Source organism: Solimonas sp. K1W22B-7 (genome assembly GCF_003428335.1).
Classification (GTDB): domain Bacteria; phylum Pseudomonadota; class Gammaproteobacteria; order Nevskiales; family Nevskiaceae; genus Solimonas_A.
This window is the reverse complement of the sequence record NZ_CP031704.1, coordinates 3,188,885-3,208,693: the sequence shown is the minus strand read 5'-3', so window position 1 is coordinate 3,208,693 and position 19,809 is coordinate 3,188,885. Positions and strand designations below refer to the sequence as shown.

Here is a 19,809-nt window from a genome sequence, read left to right as displayed (position 1 = left end):
GCCGTCCGTAAATGATCTCGTGCCCCCGGCGGGCCCTGCGTAGCATGCTGCCCATATCGTCGAGGAGCAGCCCATGCGCGTACCGCCGTCCCCGGAGTCCCGTCTCAAGCCTGGCCTGCGTGCCGCCGCCTGCGGCCTGGCGCTGCTCCTGCTGGCGGCTTGCGGCAAGGGCGAGCAGGCGGCGCCGGCGAGCACTCCGGCTCCGGCCGCACCGGCCGCCGCAGCGGCGGCGCCTGTGACTGCCAGCGCCGGGGCGCAGGCTACCTACGAGCGCAGCTGCAAGGCTTGCCACGCCGTGCCCGGCACCGGCGCTCCCCAGACCGGCGATGCCAAGGCCTGGCAGCCGCGCGTGGCGCAGGGTATCGACACCCTGCTGGATCACACCATCCAGGGCTACAACGGCATGCCGCCGCTGGGCAACTGCATGGAGTGCTCGGAAGACGAGTTCATCACGCTGATCGAGCTGATGTCCGGCGCGACCTTCGAGCACTGAGCGGGAGGCCGGCATGAGCATTTCACGAAGAGAGCTGATCAAGGCCCTGGGCGCGATCGGCACGGCGGCGGCGCTGGGCCTGCCGCTGTCTGCCGCCGCCGCGCGGCGCGAGCGCATCATGGTCTGGCGCAACTGGTCCGGCGCGCAGAGCTGCATTCCGGCCCAGCGCCTGGGCCCGGCCAGCGAGGACGAACTGGTGGCGCTGATCCGCGGCACCACCGACATGGTGATCCGCCCGGTGGGTTCCGCGCACTCGTTCAGCGCGCTGGTACCCACCGACGGCAAGATCGTGTCGCTGGGCAAGCTCAGCGGGATGATCGGCCACGACGCGGCGAAGCTGCAGTCGGACTGGTGGGCCGGCACGCCGATGTCGCAGATGGGCGCGCCGCTGCAGGCCGCGGGCCTGGCGCTGCCGAACATGTCGGACATCGACTACCAGACGCTGGCCGGCGCGATTGCCACCTCGACCCACGGCACCGGCGTCGGCTACGGCTCCTACTCGACCCAGGTCGTCGGCCTGCGCCTGGTCACGGCCAGCGGCGAGATCATCGACTGCGACGCCACGCGTCGTGCCGATCTGTTCAATGCGGCGCGGGTCTCGCTCGGTGCGCTCGGCGTCGTCACGCAGGTGAAGCTGCAGAACCGCAAGGCGTTCCGCCTGCGCGAGAAGATGTGGATCGCCAGGACCGAGGAACTTCTGGAGGACATCGAGAAGCACCGTCGCGAGAACCAGCACTGGGAGATGCAGGTCATCACCAATTCCGACTATGCCGCCGCGATCACCCTTAACGAAACCACCGACCCGGCCACGCCACCGGTCAGCGTGGACGAGGAGGGCGGCAACGAGTACGTGAAATGGATCCAGCGCCTGGACAAGTACGGCAGCGATTTCCCGGCGGCACGGCGCGCGCTGCTCAACTTGGTCGGCTCCACCGCCAGCTTCGACGAGCGTGTCGGCGACTCGTACGACATCTATGCCAACGTGCGCAATGTGCGCTTCAACGAGATGGAGTACTCGGTCCCTGCCGCGGCCGGCCCGGCCTGCCTGCGCGAGATCCTGGCGCTGATCGAGAAGAAGCGCCTGCCGACCTGGTTCCCCATCGAATACCGCTACGTCAAGGGCGACGATATTCCGCTGTCGATGTTCGAGGGCGGCGAGCGCTGCGCGATCTCGATCCACCAGCACTACACCATGGACTACCACAACTACTTTGCCGAGATCGAGCCGATCTTCTGGAAGTATGGTGGCCGCCCGCACTGGGGCAAGCTGCACACGCTCAACGCCGGACAGCTGGCGAAGCTGTATCCGCGCTGGAAGGAATTCACCGAACTGCGGCAGGCACTGGACCCGAAGGGCCGGTTCCTCAATGCGCATCTGCGGTCGGTTTTCGGCGTGGCGTAGGGTGCGCACTGCGCACCACCAGGTGAGTCGGTAAAAAAAACGGTGCGCGTTGCGCACCCTACGCGAGGAGTAGACATGAAGCGTCGCAATTTCCTGTTGGGGGCCGCGGCGCTGGGTGCCGGTGCGGCCTGGTGGGCCAGGCCCGGTGCCGAGGGCGCGCCCTACGACGACTATTTCCGCGCGCTGAACCAGGAGCTGAAGCGCAACGGCAACTGGCGCCCCAGCCTGGTGATCGATCTCGACCGGCTGGACCACAACATCGCCCAGGTGGTGAAGTCGGTGCGTGCGCCGAAGCACTACCGCGTGGTGGAGAAGTCGCTGCCCAGTGCGAAGCTGCTCGACTACATCATGCGGAAGGCCGGCACGAAGCGCCTGATGTCCTTCCACCAGCCTTTCGCCAACGACGACGCCCTGCTGTTCCCGGACGCCGACATCCTGATCGGCAAGCCCCTGCCGGTCCGCTCCGCCGGGCTGTTCTACCAGAACCTGAAGGGCAGTTTCGATCCCTCGCGCCAGATGCAATGGCTGCTCGATACGCCGGAACGCCTGCAGCAGTACCTGGAGCTGGCGCAGGGCCTGGGCACGAAGCTGCGCATCAACATCGAGATCGACGTCGGCCTGCATCGCGGCGGTGTCGACAGCGACCAGACGCTGGCGCAGATGCTGAAGCTGATCGAGGCCCATCCGCAGCAGCTCGAGTTCGCCGGCTTCATGGGCTACGACCCGCACGTCACCGCGCTGCCGCGCCTGGCCGGCACGCGCGAGGAACTGTTCGGCAAGGTCATGCAGACCTACCAGCAGCGCGTCGACCTGCTGCGCAGCCAGTTTCCGAAGCTGTGGCGCGAGGACCTGACGCTCAACACTGCCGGCAGCCCGACCTACCGCCTGCACGAGCAGGAGAGCCTCAGCAACGACATCTCGGTCGGCACCGCGATGCTCAAGCCGACGCACTACGATATCGACACCCTGGCCGAGCATGTGCCGGCCGCCTTCATCGCCACGCCGGTACTCAAGGCCGAGGGCCCGCTGCGCCTGCCGGGCCTCGACGGCCTGTCGCGGATGATGAACGGGTGGGATCCCAACCTGCGCGAGACCTTCTTCATCTACGGCGGCAACTGGATGGCCGAGTACGAGTCGCCGCGCGGCCTGCGCCGCAACGAGCTCTACGGCCACAGCTCCAACCAGGAGAACGTCACCGCCTCGATCGACACCGGACTGAAGGTCGACGACCACGTCTTCCTGCGGCCGGTGCAGGTGGAGGGCGTGCTGCTGGAGTTCGGCGACCTGATCGCCCTGCGCGGCGGCAGGATCGTGGACCGCTGGCCGGTATTGTCGCAGGCAGCCGGGTAATCGCCGGCCGATAGGTGTATGGTTTGACCAGGCCCGGACGCAGATTCCGGGTGGTGCGCGGTCGCGCACCTATAACGAAACATTGGACGAGGAGAGGTCATGCGTTTTCCAGTAGTACTTGCCGCCGTCGCGGCGGTAGTCCTTGTGGCCGGCTGCCAGCGCAGCGAGCCTGTTTCCGGCGAGGAGAGCCCATCGGCCTCCCTGGCGATCAAGGTCTTGTCCAACCGCGCGGACCTGATCAGTGGCGGCGATGCCCTGGTGGAACTGCTGCTGCCTGAAACGGCCGATGCCGCGAAGCTCCGGGTGGAAGTCGCGGGGCGCAACGTTTCCTCCTCGTTCGCGCGTCGCGCCGACGGCCGCGTCACCGGCCGGGTGAGCGGCCTGGCCCTGGGCCGCAACGTCCTGAGCGCACGCTTCCCGGACGGCTCGCGTGGCAGCATCACGATCATCAACCACCCCAATGGCGGCCCGGTGTTCTCCGGCCCGCAGCTGCAGCCCTGGAAATGCCAGGAAGGCGCGGTGGATGCGCAGTGCAACCAGCCGCCCCAGTACAGCTATCTCTACAAGTCGATCAATCCGCTGACGCCGCAGCTGCAGCCCTACGATCCGGAGAATCCGCCGGCCGGTGTCGCAACCACCACCACCGACCAGGGCGTGTCGGTACCCTTCGTCGTGCGCGTCGAGATCGGCTACCAGGACCGCAACCAGTACCGCATCGCCACGCTGTTCCGACCCGGCGAACCCTGGGAGCCCTGGGCGCCGCAGCAGCAATGGAACCGCAAGCTGCTGATCACCCATGGCGGTGGCTGCGGTACCCGCTACGAGACCTGGGCGGCGCCGACCACCGACTATTCCGGCACCTTCGACTTCCTGCCGGCCGGCATCGGCCCACTGCTGGGCGACAGCCCGACGGTGGCGCTGGGACTGGGCTTCGCGGTGATGTCCACCGCGCTCAACGACAACGGCAAGAACTGCAACATCGTGACCCAGGCCGAGTCGCTGATGATGGCCAAGGAGCATCTCGTCGAAACCTATGGCGAGCTGCGCTACACCATCGGTACCGGCTGCTCGGGGGGCTCGATCACGCAGCAGCAGGTGGCCAACGCCTATCCGGGCATCTACCAGGGCATCCTGCCGCAGTGCTCGTTCCCCGACAGCTGGTCTTCTGCCACGCAGGTCATGGATTACCACTTGCTGCGCCGCTATTTCGAGTCTCCGGCGAAATGGGCCGCCGGCGTGATCTGGACACCGCTGCAGTGGGCCGCCGTCGAGGGCAACCTGCTGCCGGTCAATGCGATCGTCAGCGACATAGGGTTCTTCGATGCCTTCTTTCCCACCAGTCCCCGGCCAGGCCTGGATGCCGCGCAGCAGTACCATCCCGAAACCAATCCGGGCGGCGTGCGCGGCGGCGTGCCGGACGCGATGATCAATGTGCTGGGGCTGCGTGACCGCAGCGTCTGGACGCCGGCCGAGCAGGCGATCGGCCACGGGTTCGCCGGCATCGGCGTCGACAATGCCGGTGTCCAGTATGGGCTCGAAACCCTGCGGCAGGGACTGATCACGGCGGACATGTTCGTCGACCTCAACGCCAAGATCGGCGGCCTGGACATCGACGTCAATCCGGTGCCGAACCGCCTGGTCGCCGACCAGCCGGCGCTGGCCAACATCTACCGCAGCGGCGCGCTCAACGTCGCCAACAATCTCGCCGACGTGGCGATCATCAACCTGACCGGGCCCGATGTCGGCCTCGCCCACGATGCCTACCGCGCCTTCGCCGTGCGCGAGCGCCTGCTCAAGGCCCAGGGGCACTACGACAACCATGTGATCTGGTATGGCCCGATCCTGATCATCGGCGACCCTGGCTTCACCGCGGCGGGCCTGGTCGCGATGGACCGCTGGCTGGCGGCGGTGGAGGCGGACAGCCGCGACATTCCGCTGTCGCAGAAGATCGTCAGCGACCGTCCAGCCGACATCAAGGACCGTTGCGCGGTGTCCAATCCTTCCACGCCGGATGGCCTGTTCCTGCCGATCCTCAGCGGCCTGCTCGATCCGATACTCGGCCCGGTGCTGGGGCCGATCCTCGATCCGATCAACGCCATCCTCCACCCGGTACTCAACCCGGTGTTCGGCCTGGTGGTGGATCCGGTACTGCAGACGGTTTGTGGCCCCGGCCTGGTCGGCGACCTGGTGCAGACGCGCTTCAGCACGCCGCGTGTGGTGGCGGGGGATGCGCTCTCCACGCTCACCAGCAAGTGCCAGCTCAAGCCGCTGGACCGCAGCGACAATTACGGACTGCTGGGGCTCAGCGACGCGCAGTGGGCACGGATGCAGGAGATCTTCTCCGAGGGCGTCTGCGACTTCAGCCTGCCGCCGGTCAGCCTGCAGCCGACGATTCCCTGGCAGACCTACCAGGACGACAAGGGCAGGGTGGTCTACGGCGGCCGGCCGCTGCCGCCGGCACCGGCCGGCGTGGCCGACGGCTGGTCGGGAGCGGCCTTCAGGACCACGGGACCGTAGCGCGGGGCGGCGGCGTGCGATCGGCCTCGAACGGGCTCACACTGCCGTAGCGCCGCCGCGGTCCGATAACCGTTATCAAGGGGAGAAGATGCATGGCAACCAAGGCTCTCAATCCGATGGACGCGTCCTGGCTCTATGTCGAGTCGAAGGACACGCCGATGCACGTCGCCGGCCTGATGATCTTCGAGCTGCCCAAGGGCGCGCCGCTGAGCTATTTCCAGGACCTGTTCAAGGACTCGCGCGAGCACCAGCAGTTCTACGCGCCCTGGAACCGCAAGCTGCGCAGCTCTCGTCTGAAGAACCTGCGGCACGAGTGGGTGGAGGAAAAAGACGTCGATCTCGACTACCACGTGCGGCTGTCGGCGCTGCCCTGGCCGGGCGGCGAACGCGAACTCGGCATCCTGATTGCGCGCCTGCACAGCCGGCCGCTGAACTTCCGCCGCCCGCCCTGGGAATGTCACGTGATCCAGGGCCTGGAGCACAACCGCTTCGCGCTCTACATCAAGATGCACCATGCACTGATCGACGGCGTCAGCGGCATGCGCCTGCTGGCGCGCATGCTGGCCAAGACGCCGGAGGACCATGAGCTGCCGGCCTTCTGGTCGGTGCCGCCGGAGAAGCGTGCGCCGACCGCGTCCCTGACCAGCGCCGCCGATGCGGTCGGTGGACTGGTCGCAGGCCTGCGGCAGAAGTTCAGCTCGGTGCCGGAACTGGCGCGGGCCACGCGCGAACTGCTGCGCGCGGCGCGCAGCAAGACCGACCCGATGGGCGTGCCGTTCAAGGCCCCCAAGTCGATGCTCAATGGCCGCATCACCGGCCAGCGCCGCTTCGCCACGCAGCTGTATTCGATCGAGCGGGTGAAGAAGCTGGCCAAGGCCGCGGACTGCTCGCTCAACGATGTGGTGCTGGCGCTCTGCGGTGCGGCGCTGCGCCGCTTCCTGGAGGAGGCCGGCGAACTGCCGGCGCAGCCCCTGACGGCCGGCATCCCGGTATCGGTGCGGCCGGCCGACGACCAGGAGCAGGGCAACGCGATCAGTTTCATCATCTCCACGCTGGGCACCGACATCGTCGACCCGGTCGAACGCCTGCAGGCGATCCGCGCCTCGACGCAGCGCGCCAAGGCGCACCTGCAGAGCCTGCCGAAGAGCGCCCTGGAGAGCTACACCATGCTGCTGATGGGTCCCTACATCCTGCAGTTGCTCAGCGGCCTGGGCGGCCGCACACGGCCGGTGTTCAATGTCACCGTGTCCAACGTGCCCGGCCCGCAGCAGCCGCTCTATCTGCGGGGCGCCAAGCTGGTGGCGAACTATCCGGTGTCGCTGGTCACCCATGGCCAGGCGATCAACATCACCTGCCATGGCTACGCCGACACGCTGAGCTTCGGCTTCGTGGCCTGCCGCGACACGCTGCCGCACATGCAGCGCATCGCGGTCTATACCGGCGAGGCGCTGGAGGAACTGGAGACCGCGGTCTACGGTGCGGCGAAGCCCAGGCGCGGCTGAGCCGCAGGCGCGGTCTCGCCGCTACCGCCGGTCACCGAAGTAGTGACGCAGGCTTTCCGGTATCCGCGCGGGCTCGGGATGGCTCACGCCGGCCGGCAAGGGGTGAGCGTTGAAGGTGTGCCAGAACAATACGTCGCGGCCGTACAGTTCGCCGGCATCCAGGTCCTGGTAGAGGCAGGCCAGGGCCTTGCCGGAGTAGGCGCTGTCGGCGCGGGCGCCGCTGGCGGCTTCAAAGCGTGCCACCGCCGCGCGGGTCTGTGGTGTCGGCCGGGCATAGCCGCTGCCGAAGAACTCGTCGCGGATGCTGATGCGTTCCGGTGATGTTGCGCGCCGCCGAAATCCGGAGTCGATGCTGTGCAGGTGGCTGCGCGTGCGTTCGATCAGGCGCTGCAGCTTCTGCGGGCCTGCATAGCGGTGATCCACGACCTGCACCGCGACGATCCGGCTGCGCAGGCCAGCCAGTTCCAGCCCCAGCGACAGGCCCGCCACCGTACCCATGCTGCTGAAGGCGACATAGATCAATTCGGGTTCCGGCAGAAGGCCGGCGTTGACCTGCTGTCGCAGTTCGAAGGCGGCGTTGATGTAGCCGGCGACTCCGACCGGCGCCGAGCCCCCGGGCGGAATCCATTCGGGCAGCCGCCCGCGGCGTACCAGGCTGCGCGCGCTACGCAACAGGGCGGCGGCGATGATGCGCTTGTCGTCCGGCAGCTCCCGCAATTCGGCACCAGCATGCAGGCCGATCGCAAGGTTGTCGGCGACGTAGGCTGCGCCGGGCTGGGGCAGCAGGTAGGCGAGGGTGTCGAGTCCCAGCTTGCGGCCGTGCCAGGCGGTGGCGGCAACGAAGTTGGACCCTGCGTAGCCGAAGGTCAGCAGTTCGCGCGCGCCGCGAGCCTTTGCGGCCGCGAGCAGGAAATCCAGCTTGCGGATCTTGTTGCCGCCGTAGTCGGTGGCGGTCAGGTCGTCGCGCTTGAGGAACAGGGAGTCACCGCCGGCGAGCCGCTCGACGGGCGTCGGCCCGGCCAGCAGGCCGGCGACCGGCAGCGCGGCGGCGAGCGCGCGGTAGGCCGTGAGCAGGGGATAGGGCGAAAGGTCCATGGCGGTGCCACTGTATCGCCTGGGCGCCGGGTGCAGTCAAAGCTGGCCGCAGATGACCTCCGCGTGTCCGCTGCGCACCCTGATCCTGGCCTGGTAACTGCTCGATACTCAATCGACATCAGGGCATCGGGCGTTGGGCGAAAGCCGGCGCATGAGGCCCTGAACCCGTCGCAGGAGAGCGGCGGCTTGCCCAGGCAGGCCGTCCACCGAAGGCGCAATCTCCCATGAACGCTCAGGTACACGTACTGCGACAGGTCACATAGCCGTCTGGAGAGCGATCCGTTTTCGCAACGGGATGGATCCGCCGAAGAAGCAACGCAGGTTCGTCCTGCGGAAACTCTCAGGCCCAAGGACAGGGGGAGCGGCACGGACGAGCCCGACAGGGCCCGTAGTGCCGTCTCTTCCGTTGCTGTATTGGGAGCATTGCAATGAGAGTGATCGTTCTTGGCGCCGGCGTGATCGGCGTGACCACCGCGTATTACCTGAACCGCAGGGGCTGCGACGTCACCGTCATCGATCGGCAGGCGCAGCCCGCCGCAGAAACCAGCTTCGCCAACGGCGGCCAGGTGTCGGTCAGCCACGCCGAGCCCTGGGCCAATCCCGGGGCGCCCTGGAAGACGCTGAAGTGGCTGCTGCGCGAGGATGCACCGCTGCTGTTCCGGCCGCGCTTCGATCCGCGCCAGTGGTGGTGGGGCCTCAGTTTCCTGCATGAGTGCCTGCCCTGGCGCACGCGGCACAACATCCGCCAGATCGTGCAGCTCGGCAGCTACAGCCGCGACATGCTCCAGGCCTTGCGTCGCGACACCGGCCTGCAGTACGACCAGCGCACGCAGGGCATCCTGCATTTCTATACCAGTGCGCGCGAGTTCGACGCCGCGGTGGCCCCCACGAAGCAGATGCAGGAGCTGGGCTGCGACCGCCGCCTGATCTCGGCCGACGAGGCGGTGGCACTGGAGCCGGCGCTGCGGCACATCCGCCCGCAACTGGCAGGCGCGACCTACACCGCGGCGGACGAGTCCGGCGACGCGCAGCAGTTCACCCGCACGCTGGCCGCGCTCTGCGCCGCGCGTGGCGTGAAGTTCCTGATGAACCACCAGGTCACCGCGCTGCGCACCACCGAGGGGCGCCTGCACCATGTCGAGGCAGTGGATGGCGAGGGTCGGTATGTCCAGCTCAAGGCCAACAACTACGTGATGGCGCTGGGCAGCTTCAGCCCGCTGCTGGCACAGCAGCTCGGCCTGCGTCTCAACATCTATCCGGCCAAGGGCTACTCGGTGACGATGCCGATCCTCGACGAATCGATGGCCCACCAGGTGTCGCTCACCGACGACGAGTACAAGCTGGTGTTCTCGCGTCTCGGCGACCGCCTGCGTATCGCCGGCACGGCCGAGCTCAACGGCTACGACCGCAACCTCAACCCGGTGCGCTGCCAGGCGATCGTGCGCCGGGTCGAGCAGTTGTTTCCCGGTGCCGGCGACAGCTCGAAGGCACAGTTCTGGACCGGGCTGCGCCCTGCCACCCCGTCCAACCTGCCTTACATCGGGCGCAGCCGGGTGCCGAACCTGTACCTGAACACCGGCCACGGCACGCTGGGCTGGACCCATGCCTGCGGCTCCGGCAGCGCCATCTCCGACATCGTCTGCGGACGCCGGCCGGAACTGGATTTCGCCTTCACCGGGCTGCCCGCCGCCGGCGGCGGCGGCCAAGTACAAACCATTTCCTGAGAGGATGCCATGAGCCTGCTGAGAACCAAGACCATCACGCCCCATGCCGTCACCGGCCTGCGACGCTGCCTGACCGCCACCGACCTGACCCTGCTCGGCATCGGCTGCATCATCGGCGCCGGCATTTTCGTGCTGACCGGCATCGCGGCCGCGACCCACGCGGGACCGGCGATCGTGCTGTCCTACGTCGTTGCCGGCCTGGCCTGCGCCTTCGCCGCGCTGTCCTATGCCGAGCTGTCGTCCAGCATCGGCGGCTGCGGCAGCGCCTACGGCTATGCCTACGCCAGCGTCGGCGAGCTGCCGGCCTGGATCATCGGCTGGGCGCTGATCCTGGAGTACGGCGTCGCCACGGCGACGGTGGCGATCGGCTGGTCGGGCTATTTCACCAACGCCCTGCAGGCGGTGGGTCTCCACCTGCCGCCGGCGCTGCTGCACGCGCCGCATGAGGGTGGGCTGATCAACCTGCCGGCGGCGGCCATCGTCGGCCTGCTGGCCATCCTGCTGGTGGCCGGGGCGCGGGAATCGGCACGTTTCAACGCCGTGATGGTGCTGGTGAAGGTGCTGGCCATCGCGCTGTTCATCGGCATCGCTTCATTCCATGTCGAGCCGGCGCACTGGACGCCGTTCATGCCCTTCGGCTGGGGCGGCGTGATGACGGGTGCGGCGACGATCTTCTTCGCCTACATCGGCTTCGACGCGGTCTCCACCGCGGCCGACGAGGCGGTCAACCCGCAGCGCGACGTACCCATCGGCATCCTGGCGTCGCTGGCGATCTGCACCGCGATCTACATCGTTGTCGCCGGCCTGCTGACCGGCGTGGCGCACTACGACACGCTCAACAATCCCTCGCCGGTGGCGCAGGTGCTGCTGGGCCTGGGCTACAAGTGGGCCTCCGCGCTGATCGCCGCCGGGGCGATCGCGGGGCTGACCACGGTGATGCTGGTGCTGTTCTTCGGCCTCACGCGCATCTTCCTGGCGATGTCCACCGATGGCCTGCTGCCGCCGGCCCTGTCCCGGGTGAACCCGAAGACGCAGACGCCGGTGCGGGTGATCCTGGCCAGTGCCGTGCTGATCGCGGGCATCGCAGGGTTTACGCCCATCGGCCAGGTGGCCGAGCTGACCAACATCGGCACGCTGGCCGCCTTCACCATGGTCTGCCTGGGCGTCATCGTCGCCCGCCGCACGCGGCCGGAGCTGCCGCGGCCGTTCCGGGTGCCGTTCTACCCCCTGCTGCCGGTGCTGGGCATGATCGCCTGCCTGGCGCTGATGCTGAGCCTGCCGGCGGCGACCTGGCAGCGCTTCGGTCTGTGGATGCTGCTGGGGCTGGCGGTGTACTTCCTCTATGCCCGCCGCCGCAGCCACCTCGGGCGCCCCTCCTGGCCTTGTGCGACCCCTTCGGCGTCCGCCAATGATCTGCCGGGCAGAGGGGGTGATTCCTTAGTATTCCCCCATAACGTGGCGCAGGGGACCCCCGGCGCCGCAGCTGAGGAGCGAGGCGCGTGAGGACGACAGGCAGCGGGTCGGTACGACCACAATGGCGCGGGCTGCGGTTGCTGGCCCTGATGGCGGCGTTGTCGATCACAGGCCGCGCAGCCGCGGTGGAGTTCGACCTGGGAGAAAGCGGCGTCAGCGGCGAACTCAAGGCCGAACTGGCCGTCGGCGCCCGTGTCCGCATGCAGGACCGCGACTCTCGCCTGCTCGGCAAGCTCAATGTCCAGGGCCAGCAGGGCCTCTGCGGCGCCGATGGCGCGGACTGCGCCGGTATCGACGGCAATGCCCGCTACCTGGCCGCGAAGGGCAACCTGCTGCCGGACTACGACAACGGCGACCTCAACTACGACCAGTACGACCTGGTCGCCGCCACGTCCAGGCTCAGCGTCCAGATGAAGCTGTCGCGCGACGACTGGGGCATCTTCACCCGCGGCCTGTTCTACTACGATCCGGTCAACGACGGCTTCGAGGAAAGTCACCCGAACACCGTCTTCCAGCCCGCGCATACGCGCCGGCCCAGGGGCGTGGAGGACGAGATCGGCCGGCGCGTGGACCTGATGGAAGCCTACGTCTACGGCTCCGTGCCGTTCTTCAACGACAACACGCTGAACATCACCCTCGGCCGCCAGAACATCACCTGGGGCGAGAGCAACTTCCTGGTGCTCAACAGCATCAACACGATCAACCCGCCCAGCGCCAACCGCCTGGAGTTCCCGGTCGGAACGCTGAACGAGGCGTTCACGCCGGTGCCGATGCTGCTGCTGGGGACCAACTTCGGCAACGGCCTCAGCGCGCAGGTCTTCTACCAGTTCGGCTGGGAGCCGGTGGAGCTGGAGTCGGCGGGCAGCTACTACTCCACCGACGACACCACCGGCACCGGCGGCCGCCTGGCGCACCTGCAGGGCCAGACGCCGGAAGATCCGGACAACCAGATTCGTCCCAACGCGCCCTTGTCGAACTCCGGCCGCACGTTCTACCGCGACCCGGACCGCGAGCCTCGCGACGGCGGCCAGTACGGCGCGGAGTTGAAGTTCTACGCCGAGGAACTGGGCGAGGGCACCACCTTCGGCCTGTACTTCGCCAACTACCACAACCGCCTGCCGATCGGCAGCTTCATCGCCGCCGACGCCTCGTCCTGCCGCCAGGCCCCCGAGGCGCTGGACTCGACGCCGCTGCTGGTGCTGCCGTTCTGCCTGCTCGGCGGCGAGGCGGCACCGGTGGACACGATCCGCTACTTCCTCGAATACCCCGAGGACGTGCAGATGATCGGCGCCAGCGTGGTGTCGCCGGTGGGCGAGTGGTCGTTCCAGGGCGAGTACGCGTTCCGGCCCAACCTGCCGATCCAGGTCGATGCCGTGGACCTCAGCTTCGCCGCGCTGCAGCCGGCCTTCCCGCGCCAGGATGTGCCGGTGCCGCTGGTGGGCCTGACCATTCCCGGTGCGCGCCACGGCGCACCCGACTACATCGAGACGATCTATCGCGGCCACACCGTGATGCCCGGCGACACCATCAAGGGCTACGAGCGCATGAAGGTCGGCCAGCTCAACCTCAGCGCGCTGCGCCTGGCGTCGAACAACCCCTTCCACGCCGCCCAATGGCTGATGCTGATCGAGGCCGGCCTGACCCATGTGCTGGACATGCCCTCGCTGAACCAGCTGCAGTTCGAAGGGCCGGGCACCAGCGCCAGCTATGCACCGGGCATCGACGGTACCGGCGATCCCGACGGTACGGCCGACCCCGACCGCACCAACCCCACGCAGCAGAAGCGGGGCTTCGCGACGCAGGTTTCCTGGGGCTACCGCGTCTACCAGGAGCTGGAGTACCCGGATGGTCCCTTCGGCCTGACCTGGAAGCCCAACCTGCTGATCGCGCACGACGTCCAGGGCACCGCGCCGGGACCTGGCGGCAACTTCATCGAGGGCCGCATGGAGTTCGACCTGGGCCTGACACTGAAGGCGCAGGAGCTGTGGAGCGCCAATCTCGTATACGTCTGGTACACCGGTGCCGACGAGTTCAATCTGCTGCGTGACCGCGACAATCTCGCGGCCAACGTCATCTTCAATTTCTGATGTAAAGCGACCCGAGGCAATCCGATGAACACACTACTCCGCAAGCTGGGCTTCGCCACGGTACTGATCCTGGGTTGCGCCCAGGCCGTGCAGGCCAAGGTCCCTGCCGCCGAAGCGGCCAGGCTCAAGGACGGTACGCTGATGCCGCTGGGCGGCGAGAAGAAGGCCAACGCCGACGGCTCGATCCCGGCCTGGGACGGCGGCCTCAAGACCGCGCCCGCCGGCTGGACCAACGGCAAATACCTGGTGGACCCGTTCCCCGAAGACAAGCCGCTGTTCACGATCACCAGGGACAACCTCGCCCAGTACAAGGCGAAGCTCGGTGCCGGGCAGGTCGCGATGTTCGAGCGCTATCCCAAGACCTACAGGATGCCGGTCTACCCGACTCGGCGCACGATGATCAATGCGCCGCACCTGTATGACGCCGCATACAACAACGCGCTCAATGCCACGCTCAGCGATGACGGCGACAACCTGCAGAACGCCGTCGGTGCCGCGCCGTTCCCGATCCCCAAGACCGGGCAGGAGGTGATCTGGAACCACAAGCTGAAGAACTCCGGCGTCAGCGTCGTGCGCCCCAACGCCAAGATTCCGGTCAACCAGGATGGCAGCTTCACCCCCGGCATGGTGCTGGAGTCGGTGTTCAACCCGATCGCGCTGCCGGGCATGACCTACGAATCGCTGGGCAATGTCGCGTTCTACTACATGGCGCTGTACAAGAAGCCCACGCGTAATGCCGGCACCATCAACCTGGCGCATTCCACGCTGAACCAGCGCAAGGAACCGCAGAAGGTCTGGGAGTACAACCCCGGCCAGCGTCGCCTGCGCCGTGCGCCGGCCCTGGCCTACGACTACCCGGATCCGGGCTCCGACGGCCTCACCACGATCGACCAGATCGACACCTTCAACGGCGCCCTCGACCGCTACACCTGGAAGCTGGTCGGCAAGCAGGAGATGTACATCCCCTACAACGCCTACCGCATCCATAGCGACAAGCTGAAGTACAAGGACATCGTCCGCCCGGGCCACATCAACCAGGAACAGGCCCGCTACGAACTGCACCGGGTCTGGGTGGTGGAAGCGAACCTCAAGTCCGGCACCAGCCACGCCTACGCCAAGCGCCGCTTCTATCTCGACGAGGACGGCTGGCAGATCGTCGCCGCCGAGAACTACGACGCCCGCGGCCAGCTGTGGCGGGTGCAGGAAGATCACTCGCTGGTGTTCTACAGCAAGGACGATCCGCGGCAGATGCCGGTCCTCGACGTCAGCTACGACCTGCTCAGCGGCCGCTACCTGCTGCAGCAGATCAACAACGAAGACGGCGAGATCAAGGACAGCAAGTTCCCCAAGGGCCACTTCGAGCCTGACAACATGCAGAACCTGGCCAAGGGCGGATAATCGTCCGGCTGCTGCCGGAATCGAGGGAGCAGTCCCCGGGGAGCGATGACAATGAGAACTCAGAAAAGAATCGGCACGGCAGTGTTCTGCCTGCTGCTCACAACGCTGGCGGCCTGCAGCGGCCGCAGTTCGGCCCCCGACGGCGCCGGAGGCTCTTCCGCCGTGGCGGACCCCCGGCGCGCCGCCTGCATGATGAAGAGTCCCTACCTGAAGGTCGGCGCCGGGCTCGACGCACCGGGCCGCCTGGAGGTGCCGGTCCCCGCCGTGGGGGCGCCCGCCACCTGCAAGGGCAACAAGCAGTTCCGCTTCGGCTCCGGGCTTTACGACATCACCGGCGTGGTGGCCAACACCAGCGGCATGGGCTGGGAGAATCCCGCGCAGGTCTTCGGCGGCCTGCATACGCGCCAGTACGCGCGCGCCTTCGCGATCGAGTCGCCCTGCAACGGCAAGCGCGTGATGATCGTCGTCGCCGACATCGGCATCATGACCGGCGCGCTGCGCCTGCATGCACTGGAAGCCATCGCCGCCGACCCCGAGCTGGCGGGCCGCTACGGGCCGGAGAACCTGATGCTGTCGGCCACGCACACGCACCAGGGCCCGGCCGGCTACTCGCATTTCCTGGCCCACAACCTGCTGCACCTCGGCTTTGACGATGCCACCTTCCAGGTCACCGCCGACGGCATCGTGCAGGCGCTCAAGCGCGCCGACGCCAACCTGCGCGCGCACCCCGACAGTGCCCGCATCGGCGTGGCCAGCGGCGAACTGCTCAACACCAGCATCCAGCGTTCTGCGCCGGCCTACGAGATGAACAGCGAGGCCGAGCGCCGCGAGTTCCTCAACCGCCGCGGCGAAGAGGTGCGCAACAACAAGCGCGTCGTGCAGCTCAACCTGGTGCGCGGCAACGGCTCGCCGGTGGGCATCCTCAACTGGTTCGGAGTGCACGGCACCGTGGTCGGCGAGAACCTCAAGCTGGTCAGCTCCGACAACAAGGGCTACGCCGCGCTGGGCTTCGAGCGGATCATGAAGGCCGGCTACGCCGTGACCGATCCCGGCATCGACAGCTTCGTCGCCGCCTTCGCCCAGGCCGACCAGGGCGACGCCTCGCCCAACATCTTCATCCTGGAGCGGCCGTACCCCGATCCCACGCGCGGCGGCGGGGCCGACGACTACGAATCCAATGCCATCTCCGGCACCAAGCACATCGCCAAGGCCCTGGAACTGTACGCACGCGACGCGGCGCTGTCCGGCCCGGTGGACTACCGCCTGTTCCACGTGAAGATGGACGAGGTGGAAGTCACCGACCCGGTGGTGCTGGCCAGCCTGAAGCATCCGGCGGAAATGGATGCCGCGGTCAAGCGCACCTGCTCGCCGGCGCTGGGCCCGTCCTTCGCGGCCGGTGCCGAGGATGGCCCGGGCCCGGCGGTGGAGGGCGTCAGCTGCGCCTCCGGCCTGGACCTGATCGCCGCTGCGGCGGCCGATTTCCAGACCCTGCTGGCGATCCGCCCGCCGGCCGACGTCTCCGGCTTCCCGCCGAACATCCTGCCGCTGAACCTGGTGTCGGCCGTGGCGATGTGCCAGCTCAAGCTGCTGCCGCCAAATCCGGTGCTGGGCGATTTTTCCTGCCAGGCCGAGAAGCCGGTGGCGCTGCCGCTGACGGTGGCGGGCGTGCCGGCGGAGCCGCTGGTGCTGCCCTTCCAGATCGTGCGCCTCGGCAACCTCGCGCTGATCGGCCTGCCCTGGGAAGTGCCGACCATGTCGGCGCGCCGCATCCGCAAGATGATGCTGGATGTGCTCGCGCCGGCCGGCGTGGACACCGTGGTGGTGGCGCCGCTGACCAACGACTTCGTGCACTACCTGCCGACGCGCGAGGAGTACGCCTCGCAGCAATACGAAGGCGCCTCCGACATCTTCGGCCCCTGGACGCTCGCCGCCGTGCAGCAGGAGCTGCGCAAGCTCGCCGCCACGCTGCGCGACGGCACGCCGGCGCCGGAGGGGCCGGACTATGTCGACGGCACGCCGGTGCTGCTGCGGCCGCCCTACGTCGCCGGCGACCTGCCGCTGCCGCGCGCCTTCGGCAGCCTTGTGACCGACGTGCCGGCCACGGCGACGCCGGGCGACACGGTCACCGCCGAGTTCCAGTCCGGCCATCCGCGCAACGACCTGCGCACGCAGCAGAGCTACGTCTACGCCGAGCGCGAGAAGGCGGATGGCAGTTGGGAAGTGGTGGCCGAGGACCGTGACCCGGAGCTGTGGTTCGTGTGGAAGCCCGCGCTGCCGCAGCCCTTGCCGATCGACCTGCCGGTGGTAGGCGGCGGCCTGTCGTCCACCGCCGAGGCGGTCTGGCACATCCCGAAGAACCTGCCGGCGGGCACCTATCGCCTGCGCCTGGAAGGCGCGGCGCAGACACTGGTGTTGCCCAAGGTTTCCTACACCGGTCTGTCGAGTCCGTTCACGGTCGCCGGGCCGGTGTCGGACTGTCCATGAACCGCAAGCTCAGGACAGGACGATGAAACAGATCAGGGGAAAGGTTGCGCTGGTCACCGGCGCATCCATGGGCATCGGTGCCGCCGTGGCCAGGCAGCTGGCGCAGGAAGGCTGCAAGGTCGCGCTGCTCGCGCGCGGGCGTGAAGGGCTGGACCAGGTGGCTGCGGAGATTCGCGCCGCAGGCGGTGTCGCCGGCGTGTATCCCTGCGATGCGAATGACGCGGCGGCGGTGGCCGCTGCAGTCGGCGCTGCTGCCGCCGAACTGGGGCCGGTGGCGATCCTGGTCAACAACGCCGGGGCCGGTACCTTCAAGCCGCTGGACCGGATGACCCTTCCGGAGGCGATGCTGACCGTCAACCTGCCGTTCGGCGCAGCGGTGGCGGCCAGTCACAGCGTGGTGCCGGGCATGATCGCGCGCGGCGAGGGTCATATCGTCAACCTCACCAGTCCGGCGAGCTACTTCCCGTTGCCCTACATGGTGCCGTACACCGCCAGCCGTCACGCGATCATGGGCTTGTCGCTGAGCCTGCGCGAAGAGCTGGAGCGGCACGGCGTAGGGGTGTCGCTGGTCTGTCCCTCGAAGGTCGACACCGGCTACTTCGAGCGCAACGACGCCGACTTCCGCTGGTATCCGCGCATGTCCTCGGCGTTCCCCACGCTGTTGCCGGAGCGGGTGGCGCGCGAGGTCGTGCGAGCCATCCGCGGCAACAAGCGCGAACACATCTTTCCCTTCATCCTCTGGCTCACCGTCCGTGTCTTCCAGAAGGCGCCGCGGCTCAACCTGTGGTTCATGAAGGCCATCGGCCTGTTCCGGCCGGCGCGCACGGCCTGAAGGCTGACGGGCTGACGGGCATGGGCTGAAATTACTGCATCGATTGTCGCGCAGACGACAGTCCTGGCCGGGGCATCCGGTTCAGGATGTATCCATAAAAAGCGGAGAGGAGAACTCGATGTCCCCGAGTCGGCTGCCGTTGCTGGCCGCTGTCCTGCTGCTGTCCGCCTGTGGCGGCAGCGAACCGGTTGAATCCGCCACCGCGCGCAACGATCAGGGCTGGGTCGGCGCCTGGGCCGCCGCGCCCTACGGGCCGTATCCGCTGGGGCCCTTGACCGACCTGCTCCCCGTGCCGCAGCCGGTGCCGCTGCCGCCGATCCCGAGCCTGCTGCCCGGAAACCAGGCGGTGGACCAGAGCTTCCGCATGGTGGTGCGGCCGACGCTGGGGGGCGAGACGCTGCGTGTGCGCCTGTCCAACCTGGTCGGCGACCGGCCGCTGCGCGTCGGCCCGGTGCAGGTCGCGCAGCGCCTGGCGGGACCGGCGATCCTGCCCGGCAGCGGCCGCCCGGTGCTGTTCGGCGGCAGGGACGAGGTGACCATCGCCCCGGGCGCCGAGGCGATCAGCGATGCGGTGGATTTCTCCTACGCCGTCGGCACGGACCTGGCGGTGTCCTTCCACGTCATCGGCGAGAGCGGCCCCATCACCTGGCACGCCGTGTCCTTCGCGCTGAGCTACGTCGGCCTGCCGAACCTCGGCGACAGCACCGGCGATCCCATCGGGCTGAGCTTCCCGCAGCCGACGCTGGGCTGGTTCTTCCTCAGCGGCATCGACGTGCTGGCGCCGCAATCGCCGGGTGCGATCGTCGCGATCGGCGACTCGATCACCGACGGCTCTTACGCGGTGCCGGAGACCAATACGCGCTGGCCGGATTTCCTTGCACAGCGCCTGCAGCGCGCCGGCATCGCGATGGGTGTGCTCAACCAGGGCATCAACAGCAACACCGTGACGCGCACGGCGATCAGCGCAGACAGTGCCTACCAGGGGGCGCCGGCGGTGGAGCGCTTTGGCCGCGATGTGCTGGACCGCGCGGGTGTGCGCTCGGTGCTGATCTTCGAGGGCACCAACGATCTCGGTGCCGGTGTGGCGGCGGAGGAGATCCATGCGGGCATCCGCTCCTTGTCCGACCGCGCACACGCCGCCGGTCTCTGCGTCGTCGTCGGCACGATCCCGCCGCGCATGGACGTGATTCCGCCGTTGTTCAGCTGGAAGCCGGCGACGATGGAGCCACAGCGCCAGCGCCTCAATGAGCTGATCCGCGCCGATTCCTCTTTCGACTCGCTCGCCGATTTCGAGGCGGCGCTGGCGCTGCCCGGCACGACCCTGCCCAACGTGCTGCTGTATTTCCCCGACCTGCTGCACCCGAATTCCCTCGGCTTCGCCGCGATGGCGCAGGCTGTGCCGCTGGAGGCGCTGGTGCCGCCCCCCGTGGGGCATTGCAATCGCTGAAAGGA

Annotated in this window: 13 protein-coding genes and 1 riboswitch; of the genes, 12 read left to right on the top strand and 1 reads right to left on the bottom strand. The window is 68.0% G+C overall.

The genetic code is table 11. The features are described 5' to 3' along the window. Nucleotides 1-73 precede the first annotated feature (73 nt). The 5 genes from D0B54_RS14510 (at nucleotide 74) to D0B54_RS14490 (ending at nucleotide 7,264) form a co-directional block, all read left to right on the top strand. The gene (locus tag D0B54_RS14510) at nucleotides 74-493 is read left to right on the top strand and encodes a c-type cytochrome (RefSeq protein WP_117292007.1); all 420 of its coding nucleotides are present in this window, start codon (nucleotides 74-76) and stop codon (nucleotides 491-493) included. Nucleotides 494-506: 13 nt separating this feature from the next. Further along, nucleotides 507-1,895: a D-arabinono-1,4-lactone oxidase gene (locus D0B54_RS14505; protein ID WP_117292006.1), complete on the top strand. Its 1,389-nt coding sequence runs from the start codon at nucleotides 507-509 to the stop codon at nucleotides 1,893-1,895. Between the two features lie 75 nt (nucleotides 1,896-1,970). Further along, nucleotides 1,971-3,245, top strand: coding sequence for a DSD1 family PLP-dependent enzyme (locus D0B54_RS14500; protein ID WP_117292005.1), 1,275 nt, complete (start codon nucleotides 1,971-1,973; stop codon nucleotides 3,243-3,245). A 99-nt stretch (nucleotides 3,246-3,344) separates the two neighbouring features. Beyond that, nucleotides 3,345-5,762 (top strand): DUF6351 family protein, encoded by a 2,418-nt coding sequence (locus D0B54_RS14495; RefSeq protein ID WP_162932434.1) that lies wholly within the window; start codon nucleotides 3,345-3,347, stop codon nucleotides 5,760-5,762. Between the two features lie 92 nt (nucleotides 5,763-5,854). Then, nucleotides 5,855-7,264, top strand: a complete 1,410-nt coding sequence (locus D0B54_RS14490; protein WP_205527129.1) for a WS/DGAT/MGAT family O-acyltransferase — start codon at nucleotides 5,855-5,857, stop codon at nucleotides 7,262-7,264. 21 nt (nucleotides 7,265-7,285) lie between these two features. Here D0B54_RS14490 and D0B54_RS14485 read toward each other — a convergent pair whose 3' ends face one another. Then, nucleotides 7,286-8,359 carry a 1-aminocyclopropane-1-carboxylate deaminase/D-cysteine desulfhydrase gene (locus D0B54_RS14485; protein WP_117292003.1) on the bottom strand — a complete coding sequence of 358 codons (1,074 nt, stop codon included), beginning with the start codon at nucleotides 8,357-8,359 and terminating at the stop codon, nucleotides 7,286-7,288. Nucleotides 8,360-8,520: 161 nt separating this feature from the next. Beyond that, a riboswitch (glycine riboswitch) is annotated at nucleotides 8,521-8,617 on the top strand. 170 nt (nucleotides 8,618-8,787) lie between these two features. On the opposite strand from D0B54_RS14485, the gene D0B54_RS14480 reads away from it, so the two are divergent. From D0B54_RS14480 to D0B54_RS14450, 7 genes are all read left to right on the top strand, one after another. Further along, the gene (locus D0B54_RS14480) at nucleotides 8,788-10,083 is read left to right on the top strand and encodes a D-amino acid dehydrogenase (protein ID WP_117292002.1); all 1,296 of its coding nucleotides are present in this window, start codon (nucleotides 8,788-8,790) and stop codon (nucleotides 10,081-10,083) included. Nucleotides 10,084-10,092: 9 nt separating this feature from the next. Beyond that, nucleotides 10,093-11,586, top strand: coding sequence for an amino acid permease (locus tag D0B54_RS14475; protein ID WP_117292001.1), 1,494 nt, complete (start codon nucleotides 10,093-10,095; stop codon nucleotides 11,584-11,586). After that, on the top strand, nucleotides 11,583-13,643 hold the full coding sequence (locus tag D0B54_RS14470; protein WP_162932433.1) for a DUF1302 domain-containing protein: 2,061 nt from the start codon (nucleotides 11,583-11,585) through the stop codon (nucleotides 13,641-13,643). The genes D0B54_RS14475 and D0B54_RS14470 overlap by 4 nt, the downstream gene beginning before the upstream one ends. 24 nt (nucleotides 13,644-13,667) lie before the next feature. Beyond that, the gene (locus D0B54_RS14465) at nucleotides 13,668-15,041 is read left to right on the top strand and encodes a DUF1329 domain-containing protein (protein ID WP_117291999.1); all 1,374 of its coding nucleotides are present in this window, start codon (nucleotides 13,668-13,670) and stop codon (nucleotides 15,039-15,041) included. 51 nt (nucleotides 15,042-15,092) lie between these two features. Beyond that, entirely contained in the window at nucleotides 15,093-17,525 is a 2,433-nt protein-coding gene (locus D0B54_RS14460) for a neutral/alkaline non-lysosomal ceramidase N-terminal domain-containing protein (RefSeq protein ID WP_162932432.1), read from the top strand. Nucleotides 17,526-17,547: 22 nt separating this feature from the next. Then, nucleotides 17,548-18,357 (top strand): SDR family NAD(P)-dependent oxidoreductase, encoded by an 810-nt coding sequence (locus tag D0B54_RS14455; RefSeq protein WP_117291997.1) that lies wholly within the window; start codon nucleotides 17,548-17,550, stop codon nucleotides 18,355-18,357. A 118-nt stretch (nucleotides 18,358-18,475) separates the two neighbouring features. Further along, the gene (locus tag D0B54_RS14450) at nucleotides 18,476-19,804 is read left to right on the top strand and encodes a GDSL-type esterase/lipase family protein (protein WP_162932431.1); all 1,329 of its coding nucleotides are present in this window, start codon (nucleotides 18,476-18,478) and stop codon (nucleotides 19,802-19,804) included. The last annotated feature ends 5 nt before the right edge of the window (nucleotides 19,805-19,809 follow it).

What these genes read in the sequence shown, in the direction of transcription:
- D0B54_RS14510 (WP_117292007.1), top strand. Translation starts at nt 74, where the DNA reads ATGCGCGTACCGCCGTCCCCGGAGTCCCGTCTCAAGCCTGGCCTGCGT.
- D0B54_RS14505 (WP_117292006.1), top strand. Translation starts at nt 507, where the DNA reads ATGAGCATTTCACGAAGAGAGCTGATCAAGGCCCTGGGCGCGATCGGC.
- D0B54_RS14500 (WP_117292005.1), top strand. Translation starts at nt 1,971, where the DNA reads ATGAAGCGTCGCAATTTCCTGTTGGGGGCCGCGGCGCTGGGTGCCGGT.
- D0B54_RS14495 (WP_162932434.1), top strand. Translation starts at nt 3,345, where the DNA reads ATGCGTTTTCCAGTAGTACTTGCCGCCGTCGCGGCGGTAGTCCTTGTG.
- D0B54_RS14490 (WP_205527129.1), top strand. Translation starts at nt 5,855, where the DNA reads ATGGCAACCAAGGCTCTCAATCCGATGGACGCGTCCTGGCTCTATGTC.
- D0B54_RS14485 (WP_117292003.1), bottom strand. Translation starts at nt 8,359, where the DNA reads ATGGACCTTTCGCCCTATCCCCTGCTCACGGCCTACCGCGCGCTCGCC.
- D0B54_RS14480 (WP_117292002.1), top strand. Translation starts at nt 8,788, where the DNA reads ATGAGAGTGATCGTTCTTGGCGCCGGCGTGATCGGCGTGACCACCGCG.
- D0B54_RS14475 (WP_117292001.1), top strand. Translation starts at nt 10,093, where the DNA reads ATGAGCCTGCTGAGAACCAAGACCATCACGCCCCATGCCGTCACCGGC.
- D0B54_RS14465 (WP_117291999.1), top strand. Translation starts at nt 13,668, where the DNA reads ATGAACACACTACTCCGCAAGCTGGGCTTCGCCACGGTACTGATCCTG.
- D0B54_RS14460 (WP_162932432.1), top strand. Translation starts at nt 15,093, where the DNA reads ATGAGAACTCAGAAAAGAATCGGCACGGCAGTGTTCTGCCTGCTGCTC.
- D0B54_RS14455 (WP_117291997.1), top strand. Translation starts at nt 17,548, where the DNA reads ATGAAACAGATCAGGGGAAAGGTTGCGCTGGTCACCGGCGCATCCATG.
- D0B54_RS14450 (WP_162932431.1), top strand. Translation starts at nt 18,476, where the DNA reads ATGTCCCCGAGTCGGCTGCCGTTGCTGGCCGCTGTCCTGCTGCTGTCC.